The sequence below is a fragment of the Pseudidiomarina xizangensis genome, assembly GCF_052541995.1.
Genome location: NZ_JBOBQA010000001.1, coordinates 764079 through 780727, shown reverse-complemented (window position 1 = coordinate 780727; position 16649 = coordinate 764079). Strand labels below are relative to the sequence as shown.

At 50.5% G+C, this 16649-nt stretch carries 21 protein-coding genes; 16 read left to right on the top strand and 5 right to left on the bottom strand.

The genetic code is table 11. The features are described 5' to 3' along the window. Nucleotides 1–127 precede the first annotated feature (127 nt). Genes yoaA through ACQ5ES_RS03720 form a run of 10 tightly spaced genes read left to right on the top strand, consistent with a single transcriptional unit; the run spans nt 128 to nt 9519 of the window. On the top strand, nt 128–2059 hold the full coding sequence (gene yoaA, locus ACQ5ES_RS03765; RefSeq protein ID WP_445014616.1) for a DNA repair helicase YoaA: 1932 nt from the start codon (nt 128–130) through the stop codon (nt 2057–2059). Further along, complete coding sequence (gene tsaB, locus ACQ5ES_RS03760) at nt 2056–2745, top strand: tRNA (adenosine(37)-N6)-threonylcarbamoyltransferase complex dimerization subunit type 1 TsaB (RefSeq protein ID WP_445014615.1); 690 nt, start codon at nt 2056–2058, stop codon at nt 2743–2745. The genes yoaA and tsaB overlap by 4 nt, the downstream gene beginning before the upstream one ends. A 46-nt stretch (nt 2746–2791) precedes the next feature. Continuing rightward, nucleotides 2792–3361 carry a Slp family lipoprotein gene (locus ACQ5ES_RS03755; protein WP_445014614.1) on the top strand — a complete coding sequence of 190 codons (570 nt, stop codon included), beginning with the start codon at nt 2792–2794 and terminating at the stop codon, nt 3359–3361. Nucleotides 3362–3365: 4 nt separating this feature from the next. After that, a complete protein-coding gene (locus ACQ5ES_RS03750; protein WP_445014613.1) occupies nt 3366–4271 on the top strand; it encodes an alpha/beta fold hydrolase in 906 nt (301 codons plus the stop codon). Between the two features lie 59 nt (nt 4272–4330). Further along, the gene (gene fadD / locus ACQ5ES_RS03745) at nt 4331–6016 is read left to right on the top strand and encodes a long-chain-fatty-acid--CoA ligase FadD (RefSeq protein WP_445014612.1); all 1686 of its coding nucleotides are present in this window, start codon (nt 4331–4333) and stop codon (nt 6014–6016) included. Then, complete coding sequence (gene rnd / locus ACQ5ES_RS03740) at nt 6013–7161, top strand: ribonuclease D (protein ID WP_445014611.1); 1149 nt, start codon at nt 6013–6015, stop codon at nt 7159–7161. Before fadD ends, rnd begins: the two co-directional genes overlap by 4 nt. A 13-nt stretch (nt 7162–7174) precedes the next feature. After that, nucleotides 7175–7438, top strand: coding sequence for a YcgL domain-containing protein (locus ACQ5ES_RS03735; RefSeq protein ID WP_445014610.1), 264 nt, complete (start codon nt 7175–7177; stop codon nt 7436–7438). Further along, on the top strand, nt 7435–8418 hold the full coding sequence (locus ACQ5ES_RS03730) for a lytic murein transglycosylase (RefSeq protein WP_445014609.1): 984 nt from the start codon (nt 7435–7437) through the stop codon (nt 8416–8418). The genes ACQ5ES_RS03735 and ACQ5ES_RS03730 overlap by 4 nt, the downstream gene beginning before the upstream one ends. Before the next feature lie 5 nt (nt 8419–8423). Further along, complete coding sequence (locus tag ACQ5ES_RS03725; protein ID WP_445014608.1) at nt 8424–9062, top strand: fumarylacetoacetate hydrolase family protein; 639 nt, start codon at nt 8424–8426, stop codon at nt 9060–9062. Continuing rightward, nucleotides 9055–9519: a YcgN family cysteine cluster protein gene (locus tag ACQ5ES_RS03720; protein WP_445014607.1), complete on the top strand. Its 465-nt coding sequence runs from the start codon at nt 9055–9057 to the stop codon at nt 9517–9519. The genes ACQ5ES_RS03725 and ACQ5ES_RS03720 overlap by 8 nt, the downstream gene beginning before the upstream one ends. On the opposite strand, the gene dsbB is transcribed toward ACQ5ES_RS03720, so the two are convergent. Then, nucleotides 9516–10034: a disulfide bond formation protein DsbB gene (gene dsbB, locus ACQ5ES_RS03715; protein WP_445014606.1), complete on the bottom strand. Its 519-nt coding sequence runs from the start codon at nt 10032–10034 to the stop codon at nt 9516–9518. The genes ACQ5ES_RS03720 and dsbB overlap by 4 nt on opposite strands. A 190-nt stretch (nt 10035–10224) precedes the next feature. Between dsbB and fadR the strand changes: the two genes are divergently transcribed. Then, a complete protein-coding gene (gene fadR / locus ACQ5ES_RS03710) occupies nt 10225–10935 on the top strand; it encodes a fatty acid metabolism transcriptional regulator FadR (protein ID WP_445014605.1) in 711 nt (236 codons plus the stop codon). A 95-nt stretch (nt 10936–11030) separates the two neighbouring features. Here fadR and sodB read toward each other — a convergent pair whose 3' ends face one another. Then, the gene (gene sodB / locus ACQ5ES_RS03705; protein WP_445014604.1) at nt 11031–11612 is read right to left on the bottom strand and encodes a superoxide dismutase [Fe]; all 582 of its coding nucleotides are present in this window, start codon (nt 11610–11612) and stop codon (nt 11031–11033) included. Between the two features lie 239 nt (nt 11613–11851). Here sodB and grxD point away from each other — a divergent pair, with 239 nt between their 5' ends. From grxD to ACQ5ES_RS03690, 3 genes are all read left to right on the top strand, one after another. Further along, on the top strand, nt 11852–12190 hold the full coding sequence (gene grxD, locus ACQ5ES_RS03700) for a Grx4 family monothiol glutaredoxin (protein ID WP_445014603.1): 339 nt from the start codon (nt 11852–11854) through the stop codon (nt 12188–12190). 36 nt (nt 12191–12226) lie between these two features. Further along, the gene (locus tag ACQ5ES_RS03695; protein WP_445014602.1) at nt 12227–12832 is read left to right on the top strand and encodes a peroxiredoxin; all 606 of its coding nucleotides are present in this window, start codon (nt 12227–12229) and stop codon (nt 12830–12832) included. A gap of 118 nt (nt 12833–12950) precedes the next feature. Beyond that, nucleotides 12951–13463, top strand: a complete 513-nt coding sequence (locus ACQ5ES_RS03690) for a GNAT family N-acetyltransferase (protein WP_445014601.1) — start codon at nt 12951–12953, stop codon at nt 13461–13463. 64 nt (nt 13464–13527) lie between these two features. Here ACQ5ES_RS03690 and dbpA read toward each other — a convergent pair whose 3' ends face one another. Together dbpA and ACQ5ES_RS03680 are read right to left on the bottom strand one after the other, a co-directional pair. Next, nucleotides 13528–14943: an ATP-dependent RNA helicase DbpA gene (gene dbpA, locus ACQ5ES_RS03685; protein WP_445014600.1), complete on the bottom strand. Its 1416-nt coding sequence runs from the start codon at nt 14941–14943 to the stop codon at nt 13528–13530. A 138-nt stretch (nt 14944–15081) separates the two neighbouring features. Beyond that, entirely contained in the window at nt 15082–15471 is a 390-nt protein-coding gene (locus ACQ5ES_RS03680) for a RidA family protein (protein ID WP_445014599.1), read from the bottom strand. 172 nt (nt 15472–15643) lie between these two features. Here ACQ5ES_RS03680 and ACQ5ES_RS03675 point away from each other — a divergent pair, with 172 nt between their 5' ends. Next, nucleotides 15644–15958, top strand: coding sequence for a hypothetical protein (locus ACQ5ES_RS03675; RefSeq protein ID WP_445015424.1), 315 nt, complete (start codon nt 15644–15646; stop codon nt 15956–15958). Continuing rightward, complete coding sequence (locus ACQ5ES_RS03670; RefSeq protein WP_445015378.1) at nt 15885–16046, top strand: MipA/OmpV family protein; 162 nt, start codon at nt 15885–15887, stop codon at nt 16044–16046. The genes ACQ5ES_RS03675 and ACQ5ES_RS03670 overlap by 74 nt, the downstream gene beginning before the upstream one ends. A 110-nt stretch (nt 16047–16156) precedes the next feature. On the opposite strand, the gene ACQ5ES_RS03665 is transcribed toward ACQ5ES_RS03670, so the two are convergent. Continuing rightward, on the bottom strand, nt 16157–16630 hold the full coding sequence (locus tag ACQ5ES_RS03665; protein ID WP_445014598.1) for a DUF2306 domain-containing protein: 474 nt from the start codon (nt 16628–16630) through the stop codon (nt 16157–16159). Nucleotides 16631–16649: the final 19 nt, after the last annotated feature.

Sequence of the window (16649 nt, the reverse complement as noted above, 5' to 3'; positions counted from 1 at the left end):
ATTTCTTGTATGGCAAGTTGTATAAAAATATCCATGACTGCGGAATGCGGATTCAACGTAGCGAATTAAAACTAGTTACGCTAACCTAGCGACTATCGATCACCGCCAATAAAGACCGCGCCCAGCGATGACATCCGTAGCTCAATATTTCCAATCCGACAGTGTGTTAACCACGGCGTTGCCTGGCTTTGCCCCGCGACCGGCGCAGACTGAAATGGCGACGGCGATCGCGAAAACCTTAAAAGCAAAAAGTCAGCTGGTGGTTGAGGCGGAAACGGGCACGGGGAAAACTTACGCTTATTTGGTACCCATTTTAAAGAGTAAAGGCTCGGCGATTATCTCGACGGGGACCAAGGCGTTACAAGAGCAGCTGTACCATCGTGATCTGCCTGCATTGCGCGATGCGATTGCACCACAAAAACAGGTAAGCTTGCTAAAAGGTCGGAGTAATTATTTGTGTTTGCACCGCCTGGCGCAAAGTCAGGCACATGCGAGCGAGCTCTCGCAAACCGTGCAAAAGCAAGTGGTTGAAGTCAAACGCTGGGCGGTGCGTACCGAGGACGGTGACGTCGGTGGCTTAAGTAGCCTACCGGAAGATGCTGAAGTATTGCCACACGTGACCAGCACGGTGGATAACTGTTTAGGTCGCGATTGCCCGGACTACGACGACTGTTATCTGGTGAAGGCGCGAAAACGTGCGCTGGAAGCGGATATTGTGGTGGTGAATCATCATTTATTTTTTGCCGATATGGCGCTGAAAGATGTCGGTTTTGGCGAATTGATCCCCCATGCTGATGCATTGGTGTTTGATGAGGCGCATCAGTTGCCGGATATTGCTAGTCAGTATTTTGGTGAAGCGGTCGGCAGCCGGCAGTTGCAAGAGCTGGCCCAAGAAGCAAAGGTACTTTACCTGACCGAACTGAAAGACTTACGGCAGTTGGATAAAGCGGCGGATAAATTGCTCGGTAGCTTGCGCGATTGGCGGTTGGCATTTCCGGTTGACCCGCAGCGAGGGAATTGGCGTCAGGTACAGCAGCAACCGCAAATACAAGCAGCGGTAACACAAGTCAGCGAAACCCTGCAGTTCTTTGCTGATGTCGCTAAGGGCGCATTGGGTCGCAATCAAGATTTAGACAGTATCTACGAACGTTGCGTGCAGTTTATACACACCTGGGAGTTACTGCAGGATACCCAACGCACCGGTTTTAGTTTCTGGTTTGAAACCACGCCGCGACATATCACCGTGCATCAGACGCCGCTACAGGTGGCAGATAAATTTGGTAGCTACGTAGCAAACTCTGAATCGAGCTGGGTGTTTACCTCGGCGACCTTGGCGATTGGCAATGATTTCACGCATTTTACCCGTTTATTAGGCTTGGATCAGGCGGCAACGCTATGTTTACCGAGTCCTTTTGCCTTTGCCGAGCAGGGTATACTTTGTGTGCCACGCTATTTGCCGCAGCCCCATGAACGGGAAATGCTGGATCATTTACTTCAAGTCACCACGCAGGTGCTGGACGTGAACCAGCAGGGTGGCACTTTCGTGTTATTCACCAGTCATCGCATGTTGCAACGCGTTGCTGAGCGCTTAGCGACACTGACTGATCGCCCCTTGTTTGTGCAAGGCAGCACCAACAAACGTGAACTGCTGGCCGATTTTATTGAAGCGGGCAATGGCGTGCTACTCGGTACCTCGTCGTTTTGGGAGGGTGTGGATGTGCGTGGCAAGGCACTGACCTGTGTGATTATTGATAAATTGCCCTTTGGTTCGCCTGACGATCCCTTACTACAGGCGCGAATTGAAGATTGCCGATTACGTGGAGCTGAGCCCTTCACTCAGGTACAATTACCGCCAGCCGTCATCGCGCTGAAACAAGGCGCCGGACGACTGATTCGCGACAGTAGCGATCGCGGGGTATTGATCGTTTGTGACCAGCGCTTGGTTACCAAACCCTATGGCCAGCTATTTTTGGCCAGTTTGCCACCGCTGCGGCGCACCCGCGACTTATCCCAGGCACTCGATTTTTTAGCAGAAATTAACGGAGATTCATCTGCATGACCGCGGTTTTACTCGCTATTGATACAGCTACAGAACAGTGTTCAGTAGCCTTGCGCTACCAAGACCAGGTGTTTCAGCGTGCCGCGATTACGCCACGCGAGCATTCACAACGGGTACTCGGCTTTGTCGAGGAGGTGTTAGCAGAGGCCGGTATTGGTCTGGCTACCGTCGACGGCATTGTTTGTGGTTATGGTCCGGGAAGCTTTACCGGCGTGCGAATTGGCGTCGCGATCAGTCAAGGGCTCGCGTTTAGTCACAATTTACCGGTCTATCCCGTCTCTACTTTAGCGGCATTGGCCCAACAAGCGATTCGCTGTCATGCAGCGAACACTATTGTTAGTGCCATTGATGCGCGCATGCAGGAAGTCTATGTGGCAAGCTATCAGAACCAAAACGGTGTGGCACAGGCAATGATGGACGCGAAAATGGCCGGGTTAAGTCCACTTACGGAGCAACCCTGGTGGCCCGCAACGGGGCAGGCTATCGTTGGCGCAGGCACTGGCTGGCAGGCTTATGGCGAACAACTGGACCCACAGCAGCAGGTGAACATTCTTGCGGATGTGACCTTACCGCTAGCTGCAGACATGTTAACACTGGCGGCTCAGGTTAAACCTGTTGCCGCAGAAAAACTCGAACCGCTGTATGTACGTAATGAAGTGACGTGGAAAAAATTACCCGGGCGTTAATGGCGCTGATTGGGATCGCAAGTGAACCAGAATGAGGAGTACGAACATGTTGAAGTATTGGCTAACAGCACTAGGCGCATTAACCCTGAGTGCCTGTTCGACAGTTCCGGATGAACTCGCCGTTGCTGAAGGGACCCACTTAACGCCTTACACAGTCGCGCTAGAGAGTCCGGAACAAGCGCACAATAATACCGCTCGCTGGGGTGGGGTAATCGCTGAAGTTCGCAACAGCGATGCTGGCACCACCATCGAAGTGGTCAATTATGAATTGAACTCGTACGGCCGCCCAGCGGTAACTGACACTAGCGATGGCCGGTTTCGTGCCAAGGTCGATGGTTTTGTCGATCCTATGGTCTACAAAAAAGGGCGTATCGTTACTTTTACCGGGGTGATTAACGCACCGGAAGAAGGCAAAATTGACGAGTTCCGTTATCTTTTTCCAACACTGGATGTGATCGGCAAGTATCTGTGGAAAGAATCCAACAAACAGCCGATGGAAGTGGATTACGGTTCACTTTGGTACCGTCATCATTGGTACTCACCGCCGTATCGCGTCTATTACCCAGTGCCGGTGCGAACCAAAGGTGGTAAGCAAGGCGACAATAAGACTAAGTAAACTTATGATAGAAGCCTATAGACAGGTTCGGCAACATGCTGAGCCTGTTTTATTTCAGCTCGACTGGGGCACAATTGCAGGATTGCAGTGGGGTAACCCACAGGGCAAACCGATCTTAGCCTTGCATGGCTGGCTCGATAATGCGCACAGCTTTTTACCTATCGCGGCGCAGTTTGTTGATTCCGAACTGGCCACCACGCACCAGCTGATCGCATTGGATTGGCCGGGACATGGACTATCGGATCACCGCCCGGCGGGAAACCATTACCCATTTCTGGATTATGTCTACGATGTGGTGCAGCTCTGTGAACAACAAAACTGGAAAAAGGTAGAAGTGGTCGCTCATTCTATGGGCGCCTTCGTGGGTAATCTGTGGGCCGGAATTGAACCACAACGGGTAGAACATTTACTTGCCATCGAAGCCTTTGGTCTCTTAAGTAGCCCAGAAACTGCTATTCTTGATGATATACGCCAGGGATTTCGGAGCCGCATACAACAGCAAGGTAAACGGCGTCCGCATTATCCTAATTTTGCGGCAGCGGTGCAGGCGCGCAAGCAAGCTGGCGATTTTAACGAGCAGGTGGCAGAGCTACTGGTTGAGCGCGGTGTGGAACAGCTTGATGCCGACGATTTTCGCTTTCGTGCCGATGGGCAGTTGCGGGTGAAATCGGTGCTGCGTCTGACACCTTTGCAGATCCGCACTATTTTGATGGCCATCGAGTGTCCGATAAAACTGGTGCTCGGTCGCAATGGCCATCGTGAGCGCATCGAACTCGCCCTTAATCAGTGGCAAGATGCGGTACCGCAACTGAAAATCGCTGAAGCAGAAGGTGGCCATCATGTACACATGGAAGCAGCTGATGCGGTGTGGCGCGAGTTTACTGCGATGTTGGCATCCGCAAACGCCTAGTTTAAACTGGTCGGATATGCGAGTATTGGCAAAAAATAATGAGTCAGGAGCACCAACGCGTGGAAAAGATTTGGTTAAAACGCTATCCAGCCGGGGTCCCAGAAACCATCGACCCAGATCACTTTAACTCGCTGGTCGATATTTTCGAGCAAAGTGTTGAAGCATACGGCGATAAAATCGCCTATGTAAACATGGATCACGAAATGTCGTTCAACGAACTCGATGCCGAAACCAAAAAATTTGCTGCATTTCTGCAACAAAAAGGTTTGCAAAAAGGTGACGCAGTTGCCGTAATGATGCCGAATTTACTGCAGTACCCGGTGGCGTTATTCGGTATTTTGCGGGCTGGCATGACCGTCGTAAACGTTAATCCGTTGTATACCCCGCGGGAATTGAAACATCAATTAAGCGATGCGAAATGTAAAAGCATCGTGATTCTGGATAACTTCGCGCACACCCTCGAAAAAGTTATCGATGATCTTGAGCTCTCTCATGTAATTCTTACCGGGATCGGTGATTTACTGCCGGCACCGAAGCGCTGGGTGGTTAATTTCGTGGTCAAGCATGTCAAACGTATGGTGCCAAGCTACAACTTGCGAAATACCATAAGCTTTCGTGACGTGTTAGCCAAAGGGGCGAAGGCGGACTATAAACGACCAGAAATGAGCGGTGATGATCTGGCCTTTTTGCAGTATACCGGTGGCACCACTGGCTTAGCCAAAGGCGCCATGTTGTCGCACCGTAATATGGTCGCCAATCTGGAGCAGGTATCAGCTATTGTGGCGCCGCTGGCCAACGATGGCGAAGAAACCATTATTACTGCGTTACCGCTTTATCATATCTTTGCATTGACGGCGAACTGTCTGACCTTCTTGAAGCACGGTGGTAAAAACATACTTATTACCAATCCGCGTGATATGCCGGGCTTTATCAAAGAACTGAGCAAACACGACTTCTCGATTATTTCTGGTGTGAACACCTTGTTTAATGGCTTGTTACACACCGAAGGCTTCAAAGATCTTAATTTCTCACATCTTAAAATTGCGCTGGGCGGTGGTATGGCTGTACAACGTTCGGTCGCCGAGCACTGGGAACGCGTCACCAAACAGCGGCTACTCGAAGGTTACGGTCTGACTGAGTGCTCACCTGTGGTGACGGTGAATCCGACCGACATCGAGCATTACAACGGTACTATTGGTGTTCCACTGCCATCTACCGACGTGCGGGTAGTTGATCCGGATACCGGTGAAGTGCTTGAGCAAGGTCAAGAAGGTGAACTTCAGGTACGCGGTCCGCAAGTTATGGTGGGTTACTTAAACCAACCGGAAGAAACCGATAAAGTGATGAAAGACGGCTGGTTCCTGACTGGTGATATTGGTTTGATGGATGAAAAGGGCTTCTTCAAGATTGTCGATCGCAAGAAAGACATGATTCTGGTGTCAGGCTTTAATGTTTATCCGAACGAAATCGAAGACGTCATCGCCGAGCATCCGAAAGTCATGGAAGTTGCCGCTGTTGGTGTTCCCCACGACTCTTCAGGCGAAGCGGTAAAAATTTTCGTGGTGCGCAAAGAATCATCACTTACTGAACGCGAGTTGATTGACTTCGCCCGGGAAAACATGACTGGTTACAAAGTACCGAAATTTGTTGAATTCCGCGACGAGTTGCCGAAAACCAATGTCGGTAAAATTTTGCGGCGCGAGCTGCGTGACGAAGAAGAAGCAAAAGCGAAAAATCAATCGTGACTATCGCTTACCAATTGATAACCACAACGCCTGCGTTAGCTGATTTTTGTCAGCATGCGCGAAGCGCTGGCTTCCTTGCTGTTGATACCGAATTTGTCCGTACCCGTACGTATTTTGCCCGACTAGGCTTGGTGCAAGTGCAAGCGGGAGAACGTACCGCGTTGATTGATCCCGTTGTACTGGTGAACGAGGGCGGTGAACCGGCAATGGCACCGTTATGGCAATTATTCGGAGATGCGGACATGACGCTGGTGATTCACGCTGGAGGTGAAGATTATGAAATCTTGCATCAACACATGGGGCTCCTGCCGAATGCCATCTTTGATACCCAAATTGCCAGCGCTATGCTCGGTGATGGTGATGCGCTGGGTTACGCTGCGTTAGTTGAACAGCGACTGGGTGTCGCGATTGATAAATCGCAGTCGCGTACCGATTGGATGAAACGGCCGCTAGCGGAAGAGCAGCTAGACTATGCTGCTGCCGACGTGTTTTACCTGCAACAATTGTATCCTGAGCTGTATGAGCTAGCTGAAACCCAAGGCAAGCTTGAGCTTATTCTGCAGGAAAGTGCCTGGCAGGCCGACAAACGTGCGCAAACGGTGCCCGATGAGTGGCAATTCTTACATTTTGGTAATGCCTGGCAATGTGATGCAGAGCAACTCAGCGTGCTACGTGAACTCGTGGCCTGGCGTTATCAGCGGGCGCGCAGCTCTGATCTGCCGCTGGGCTTTATTGCTAAAGACCATACCTTGCTCGATCTTGCCCGGCAAATGCCTGACAGTAAGAATAGATTGCGCCACTTCAAGGACTTATCACCGGTGACGATCAAATATGCCGGCGATGCATTACTTGAGGTGATAGCACGTGGTCAGGCCAATGGGCCATTAGCTATACCGTTGCGGCGCCTGACCGATTTACCCAATTACAAACCGATGTTCAACGCCATAAAGCAGCTGGCGCAGGATGTCGCAGACGAACTTGGAATTAACGTGGCATTAATTGCATCACGTCGACAGATCAATGATGTGTTACATTGGTGCTGGCAGATTCCACCGCAAGCACAAGCCCAACTACCGCTGCCAGACTTGTTCACAAGTTGGCGAGGGGCTAAGCTGAAGCAGTCGATTGAACAATTATTGAAGTGAGTGGTGGCAATCTATGTTGTGTGCTGTCTATCGTAGCCCGAAACGGGTCGATACCTACCTGTATATGGTGCATCCCGCCGATTTCTCTGTGTTGCCGGAATCCTTAGCGAAAAGCTTCGGTCAACCGCAGCACGTGATGACGCTTGCGCTAACGGAAGAACGTAAGTTAGCGCGTTTATCGGTGGCTGAATTAAAAGAACATTTGCAGGATGCTGGCTATTATTTGCAGATCCCGCCACCACCACAAAGTCTATTGAAAAAGGAGTTGGCAAAATGAAGAAATTGATGTCGATGGCACTGGTTGCCACTGCACTGCTGCTTGCACCCAAGCAAGTTGTTGCCCAGGACGAGGCTGGATTTGCCGACTACGTAGCAAAAATTAAAGTGGAAGCTTCAGAACAAGGTTATAGCGAGAGCACGTTAGAAAAAGCCTTCGCCAACGCTAAATTTTATCAACGCTCGGTCAGTGCCGATAAAAACCAGCCGGAATTCAAGCTGACCTTAGACACTTATCTGCCGCGCGCGGTACCTGAGTGGAAAGCTGAGCAAGCGGTTGAAAAGTATAACGAGCACAAAGAGCTACTCGAAAAAGTAGGTAAAGACTATGGTGTACAACCGCGCTTCATCGTGGCGTTATGGGGTATCGAAACCAATTTTGGGTCTTACACTGGTGGCTTTGACGTGATTTCCGCTTTGACCACCATGGCCTATGAAGGCCGTCGCGAAGAGTTTTTTAAGAAAGAACTTTGGCACGCGCTGACCATTATCGAAGAAGGCCACATTGAGGTCGAACAAATGCAAGGCTCGTGGGCTGGCGCAATGGGGCAAAGTCAATTTATGCCAAGCTCATTTATGGCTTATGCAGTCGACTACGACGGCGATGGGCGTAAAGATATCTGGAATTCCATGGGCGATGTGTTTGCCTCAGCAGCAAACTATCTGAAAAACGCTGGCTGGCGCGACGACGTGACCTGGGGCCGGCAGGTGCAACTACCGGCAGACTTTGATGTATCGATTGCTGAATTGAAAAACAAAAAGACTCTGGCGGAATGGCAAGCTTTAGGTGTGCGCCGTATGGATGGCAGTGACTTGCCCCAGCGTGCTGATATTGAAGCTGCCGTGGTGATCCCAGACGACAAAGAAGGCCGCGTGTACCTCGCCTATGCAAATTACGATGCATTGATGCGCTGGAACCGTTCGCACTATTTTGTTGCAGCGGTAGGGTACCTATCCGACCGTATTCGCTTTCCGCGCTAAGTCGTATGCTTAAACCATCGAAAATCGTCTGTGTGGGTCGCAATTATGCGGCTCATGCGGTCGAGCTGAATAACCCCATTCCCGCTGAGCCGCTGTTATTTATCAAACCTTCCAGCAGCTTAGCGGCACTGCCAGAGGTAGGTATTCCCACCCGACTCGGCGCCTGTCACCATGAGCTGGAGTTAGCAGTACAGGTCGGTGAACGACTGCAACGCGCGACCCCGGAGCAGGCATTAAAGGCACTGTGCCAGGTGACCCTGGCATTGGATTTAACGTTGCGCGAGGTGCAGGACAAGCTGAAGCAACAGGGACAACCCTGGGAACGAGCGAAGGCCTTCGACGGTGCTTGCGTGCTGGCGCCCTGGTTAGCGATAGATGACAGCGCAGCGTTACAGCACGCCAAGTTTGAGCTTTACTGCGACGAGCAGTTACGGCAACAGGGTGATGCGCAACAGATGTTGATGCCTATCGCCGAGTTGGTGGCACATATCAGCCATGTATTCACCCTGGAAGCCGGTGATGTGGTGTTAACTGGCACCCCAGCAGGAGTTGGGCCATTAACCGTCGGACAGCAGCTGGATTTGCATCTGCATATTGCGGGGCACGACTATCACTGGCACGGACAGGTGCAGGCCAATGACTGAGGCAGCGTTCTGGGAGCGTAAAAGCTTTACCGAAATGACCCATGCCGAATGGGAGTCGTTGTGTGATGGCTGCGGTAAATGCTGCCTGCACAAACTCATCGATAGCGATGATCACGACGAAACCGTGCATTACACTGATATTGCTTGTGTGCTGTTAGACACCGGCAATGCGCGCTGCAGCAACTATGCTGAGCGTACGCAACATGTACCGGACTGTGTGGTGATAACGCCTGAAAATGTCTATCAGTTGGATTATATGCCAACCTCATGCGCTTACCGACGTTTAGCTGAGGGGCGTGGCTTAGCGAGCTGGCATCCGTTGCGTCACAATGGCTCCACTGCAGCGATGATTGCGGCTGGTGTGAGTGCAGCAGGGCGGGTGGTTAACGAAAACGAGGCCGAACCAGAGGACCTCGAATTACGCATCGTCACCTGGCCACTAAAAGATTACGATTAAAGCTTACGCGCGCCAACTAAGCGCAAAAGCAAAACCACAATACCGACAATGGCGTAGCTGGCAAAAATGATCCGCATCCACTCGGGCATGCTCATATCCAGAAACGACCAATTGATATCACCGCACAAGCCAGTGGCACTGAACATTTCTGGTAACCACTGATGCAGCGGCATCCAGCCCGGAAAGTTAGGGAAGGTATCGCAGACCGCGAAAAATGAATTCTTCGCTTGTTGTGCTGCGACATGGTTATCGGCAATGATAAAGCCCCAAATCGCGGCGGTGAGCCAGCCGACGAAGCCGAGCAAGCGGGCCAGCACGAACTTAGGTGCGAATAAGGGCACCAGGGCGGCAACACCGACACCGAGTACACCGACGCGCTGATAAATACACTTCACGCAGGGCTCGAGACCCATCTGGTATTGCATGTATAGTGCGGTGGCGAACAGACCAAAAGCAGTAGCTGCAAGCAGTGCCCAGGCGCCACGGCGTTCGGGAAGTTGAGCGAAAAAGCGCATGTTAGTGAGGTCTCTTGTTATAGGTTTTGCGGAAAAGATAGCGAAGCCGGTGAGGGATGTCGATAGATTTCTGTAATGCAAGTACGACAAAACTTGTCCGACCATTGGAAAGCCTGATAAAATCCTCGGTCATAACATTAATAATAATCTAGCCTTAAGCGGTTTTGATTCACATTAAATAGGTCACTTCATGATCATCAAGGCACAGAGTCCAGCAGGGTTTGCGGAAGAATACATAGTGAAATCCATTTGGAATGGCCACTTTGCGCCAGGTACTATTTTACCTGCAGAACGTGAGCTTTCAGAATTAATCGGCGTCACGCGCACTACCTTGCGTGAAGTTCTACAGCGCCTTGCCCGCGACGGTTGGCTGACTATTCAGCATGGTAAGCCGACGCGAGTGAACAATTTCTGGCAAACCTCGGGCCTGAATATTCTTGAAACCCTGGCGCGTCTCGATGAAGACGGCATGCCAGAGCTGGTTGATCAGCTGCTTTCCGCGCGCACTAATATTAGCGCCATCTACATTCGTGCAGCGGTGCGTAACGCACCCGAACGCGTCGCTGAATTATTGGCTGAAGCGGAAGGTCTGGACGATACCGCCGATGCGTTCAGTGCATACGATTATCGCTTGAACCACGATTTAGCCATGGCCTCGGGTAACCCGATTTACGTGCTAGTGCTGAACGGTTTCAAAGGCTTGTATTCGCGCATTGGTAATTTTTACTTCTCCAATGATGAAGCGCGTAAGTTGGCCCGCAAGTACTACGCTGACTTAAAAGCTGTGGCGACCGAAGAAAAACGTGAACAGGCAGCTGTGTTGGTTCGCGACTACGGTTACGCTTCCGGGCGAATTTGGGATAAATTACGTGGTGACATTCCAGCAAATCTGGTTGAATAGCACGATCGGCTCGAGCTGGTAAATTGATAATAAAAAGCCCCGCAACTGCGGGGCTTTTTCATTAGGCTTACTGTTGAGCTATGCTGCGCTGTCGCTTAAGCGAAGTTTTTCGCTACGAAGTCCCAGTTCACCAATTTCCAGAATGCGTTCAAGTAGTTTGGACGTGCATTGCGGTAATCGATGTAGTAAGCGTGTTCCCAGACATCAACGGTCATAATTGGGGTTACTGAGTCGTCAGTCACAGGGGTTTTAGCATCATCAGTGTTGACGATAGCAACTGAACCGTCAGCTTTTTTCACTAACCAAGTCCAGCCAGAACCGAAGTTACCTGCGGCTTGCGCGTTGAATTCTTCTTTGAATTTGTCAAAAGAACCGAACGCTGCGTTGATCGCATCAGCAAGTTCACCAGTTGGCTCGCCGCCGCCATTTGGGCTTAAGCAGTGCCAGTAGAATGTGTGATTCCATACTTGAGCTGCGTTGTTGAAAACACCGCCAGAAGAAGATTTAATGATGTCTTCGAGGGACTTGCTTTCCATGTCGGTGCCTTTTACGGCATCGTTCAGCTTGCTTACGTAAGCAGCATGGTGCTTACCATAGTGGTATTCTAAAGTTTCCGCAGAAATATGCGGTTCAAGAGCATTTTTCTCATAAGGTAATGCTGGTAGTTCGAATGCCATGTAGACTCTCCATTCTTGCTTTTGTGAATTCGTTGGATCCGTTGTTATTTTACCATTGAAAACGAATCTTCAAGTCTCAATATACCTAGATTGTGGCAGAAAAGTTTAATTCAAGGGTAGTTGGTGATATTTAAATTGTCAGTAGTCAGGTTCTTTGCTGGCTTGCTGTACTGCAATCACCGCGCTTGATGTGATAAACTTGCCGTCATCAACTCGCTTAAAGAAGTAAGGACGAAGGCATGGAAACTGTAGAGAAAATTAAGCAGCAAATCAGCGAAAACCCGATTCTGCTTTACATGAAAGGTTCGCCTAAATTACCGAGCTGTGGTTTCTCATCACAAGCGTCACAGGCGCTGATGGGCTGTGGTCAGCCTTTCGCTTATGTTGATATCCTACAGAATCCTGAGATTCGTGCCGAACTGCCTAACTATGCAGATTGGCCAACCTTCCCGCAGTTGTGGGTCGAGGGTGAGTTGGTCGGTGGTTGTGACATTATTCTGGAGATGTTCCAGAAGGGCGAGTTACAAGAATTGATTAATGAAGTTGCAGAACGTCATCCTGCGCCGTCAGAAGATTAAGTTTCATTCAGTACAACAACATTACGGAGAAGAAAAATGGGTGTATTAGTAGGCCGTAAAGCTCCTAATTTCACTGCAGCAGCAGTATTGGGAACAGGTGAAATTGTTGAAGACTTTAACTTGCATGCGCAAATTAAGGGCAAAAAAGCAGTCGTATTCTTCTATCCTTTGGATTTCACGTTTGTATGTCCTTCTGAGCTGATCGCATTTGATCACCGTTTAGAAGAATTCAAAAAGCGCGGCGTTGAAGTGATCGGTGTTTCTATCGATTCACAGTTCACCCACAATGCGTGGCGTAACACTGCTGAAGCAGATGGTGGTATTGGTGAAGTTAAATATCCACTGGTAGCTGATGTGAAGCACACTATCTGTAAAGCGTTCGACGTTGAACATCCAGAAGCCGGCGTTGCTTTCCGCGCATCATTCTTGATCGACGAAGAAGGCACCGTACGTCACCAGATCGTGAACGACCTGCCATTAGGCCGTAACATCGACGAGATGATTCGTTTGGTTGACGCACTGAACTTCCACCAGAAACACGGCGAAGTTTGCCCAGCTGGCTGGAAAGAAGGTGATGAAGGTATGAAAGCTGACGCTAAAGGTGTAGCTGACTATCTTTCTAAGAACGCCGGTAAGCTTTAAAAGAGCTAGAGCGTTATTGGTTGTTAAAAAGGTCGCCTTTGGGCGGCCTTTTTTGATCGAGACATGGGTTGAGGTGAGCATGATTCGCGTTGTTGTGGACTGAGAAGGAGAGATCGATTTGCTAGTTCCATTGCAAAAAGAGGACTTTGAGGTGGTGGCCGGTTGGCTGGCGGATCCGGAGGACCATTTTAAGGTGTGCGGGAATGCTTTTGGTTATCCGCTTAAGCGTGAAGTTTTTGATGCTTTTTTTGTGGAAACGGCGGGCGACCCGAATGTACGACTGTGTTTTAAGTACTGCGTGGATGGCCGCGCGGTGGGCATGGTGCACTTCACGCGGATTGATCGGCAAAACGACTTTGGCCATATTGGCGTGGCTATGGTTGATCCAACAACACGTTCGGCGGGCTATGGGCGAGCGATGTTTGCCGCCATACTCAAGAAAGGTTTCGAAGAACTGAACTTTCATCGCATCGACTTAAACGTCTTTGAATCCAATCCGCGCGCGCTGAAATTTTACCAGGAAGCTTTCGGTTTTAAAGTCGAAGGCTTAGCTCGGGATACCATAAAAAAAGACGGTGACTACCAAGGTTGGTATACGCTCAGTCTGTTGCGTCCTGAATGGCAGGCTTAAGACTCAGACCACACGGCGTATTCGTTGCGGCGTGAAGCGGATCGCTTTATCGTGAATGGGCGTGTTACAACGCCCATGCCCGAAAGCGTTTCGCTTTGATTTTGTCGTTATTAATTAATGCGAGCGCATGATTTAGCTTCGAGGTTTTTACCGCCACATAAGCCCATTGTGCTTGCACCTTAATCTTACCAATATCCTCGACACTCAGTTTTTTGTCGCGCGTAAGTGCGCCGACGATATCACCTGGACGCAATTTATGTTTCTTGCCGCCGTTGATCTGCACTGTTGTGTACTCGGCCTGTAAGGGCCGTGCGGCGGAGTTCAGAGCGGGTAACTCGAGCAACGTGATGGGAGCCGAGAGCGTGTCTTCGAGCATGCGCATCTTGTAATCATCTTTCGCGCCAATGAGCGTGACTGCAAGGCCTTCAGCACCCGCGCGCCCGGTACGGCCGATGCGGTGGGTGTGGGTCGCGAGATCGTGCGCCATGCCGACATTGATGACCAAATCGAGTTCGGCAATATCCAAACCGCGCGCGGCGAGGTCGGTGGCGACTAAGACGCGTCCGCTGCCATTGGCAAATTGCACCATGGTTTGATCGCGATCTTTTTGTTCCAAATCACCGTGCAGTGCAAGGGTGCTGAATCCTTTGCCTTTGAGCGCATCAGCAATGCTTTGGGTTTCAACTTTGGTGGTGCAGAACACCATGCAATTGCCCGGCTGCAACTCCAGTAGTAACGCTCGTACCGCCTGTGCAGGTGAGGCGTCTCCTAACTGATAGAAACTTTGCTGAATTGAGGTTTGCGTTTGGCTTGCTGCGACTTTGATGATTTCAGCGTCGGTACACACCTGTTTCGTCAGTTGGCGGATACCTTGCGGGTAGGTTGCGCTAAAGAGCAAGGTCTGGCGCACGTCAGGGGTCTTCGCGATAATACCGGCTAACTCGTCCTGAAAGCCCATTTCAAGCATGCGATCGGCTTCATCGAGAACCAAGGTTTGTAACTGCGCCAGGTTTAAGCGCTCGGCTTGTAAATGGTCCAATACGCGGCCTGGCGTCCCAACCAGAACATGGGCACCATGTTCAAGCGATGCCGCCTGTACCCGCGAAGGCGCGCCACCACAAAGCGTTAATACCTTAACGTTTGGCAAGGACTTGGCTAAGCCACGAATCGCTTCAGCGACCTGCTCAGCGAGCTCACGGGTGGGACATAGTACCAGTGCCTGCGGGGCAAAGGAGTTGGTATCCAGCTTCGACAATAGCCCCAGGGCAAAGGCGACGGTCTTACCGGAACCTGTCTCAGCCTGCACCACAACATCTTCACCACGCAAAACCTTCGGCAGGCTGAACGCCTGTACCTCGGTCATCTGTTCGAATCCAGCGTCAGCCAGGCTGCTCAATAGTGCATCGGACAGCTTAAGTTGGTTAAACTGACGCACGGTTGGGGTTGTTTCTGGCGTGTTTTCAGGGCTTGATTCAGACATTGTTTTGTTCACTTATTCGGAGGTCGCGTGGCGAGGCGCATGTTGTACACAAGGCGCTTAAAATTAGCGCGCTAGTATAACAGAGTATGCACGCAACGCGATGCTATCGACGCGTTTTGTCAGCTTTTTAGCTGGCGTTCAGATCCGCGCCTCGAGCTCAATCTCGAGCATAAATTCGGGCAACGCCAGACCTTTCACTTCCAGCCACGAGCCGGTAGGAAAGTGCTTGGTATACAACTCGCCGCGGTAGGATGACACTGCCAGAAACGCTGCCATATCCGTGGTAAAGACATTCTCAACGATGACGTTGTCGAAGCTGCAGCCATAATGCGCGAGAACCTTCTTCAGGTCCGCATAGACATTCTTCATTTGTTGCTCGATATCGCCAACGGCCGTGGGAGCGCCGTGATCATCCATGCTTACCGCGCCTGAAATCTTGATTTCATCACCGATTTTAATGGCATGCGTGTAACCATAAGCCTTTTCGACCTCTGGCCGTAACTGAAAGTAATCCCGTTGAACGCCCATCTGCCTTGCTCCTCAGAGTTGTTCGCGTAAGCGACTAAAGAAGCTTTTAAGTTAGTAGAGGAAAGCTATCCTGACAATGTTAGGTGGCATGTGATCTAGTCACAAGGGCTTTAAGTAATATGTTTATGCGCTAAGAGCTCTTTATAGACCAGCATAGGGTGGAGGAATCTAAATGAAAAAGGTTACAGGTTTGGCGTTGGCATTGTTCCTACCTGCGCTCTGCTTTCAAACAGCATTAGCACAGGAAGATAAAGCAGCTTTGGTACCTTTACCCTCACTCGATGATTTCTCGATGGGAGAGGATGGCTGGAGCTTTGGGCTGGGGCTGGGCGTTGAATATGAATCTGCCTATGAAGGTTCAGATGAATTCGGCTTCGAAGCTCAACCTGCTGGGGCAGTACAATGGCGTAGCGGTGATAATATTTTCTACTTTGCGGGTGAAGCGCTGGGGTGGCGTGGGTCGTCGCTTCGGCGAGGTGCTCTATGAGCGCTACAATAGCGACATTACGGACAGCCCAATTTCACGCAACGACTATGAAGCCGAAGTCGGCATCGGCTTCATTTACGTGTTCTAGGATGTCTGTGGTTTGCAGAGACAAGTTGAATTTGTAAACAGGTGTTAGAGGAAAAGGACGGGAACGGAAAACTCTCAGGCCGCCAAATTCAGGGTGTTTTGATGTTGAGGTTAGACAGTACGGCTGCGCGAAACGAAACGAGCAATGATGCGCGGCACGCGAGTATGAATGAGTAGCGCGCCAGTGACGATCAGAGCTGCGGAGGGCAGCAGGACAACGACCATGGGGGAAAGAGGGAAGTAAAGGGTTGCCAGCTGCGAAACTCCTGCTGCAACAAGCCCCACATAGGACCAACTCATAAAGTAGGCATGTAGTTCCATCCACCACAGTCGGGGTCTGCGGAGTACAGCCGGAATGAAGCCTGCAGAAAGAGTGATTAGACTCACCACGGCCAGTACATGAAATGCACCATAAACGCCTGATTCCTGGTAGACAAAAAGCGCACTCACGTTCACCAAAAGCAATGCGGTAGAATAAAGGTAACCTAGTACGTGATGTAAATATCCGCCTTTAGAGCGCAGGAAAACAGCTGCTCCGATGACTAAACAGGCGATGGCGAGCGTGATATGGAGCCATCCAAGCATAATTAGGTTCTCCTTATAG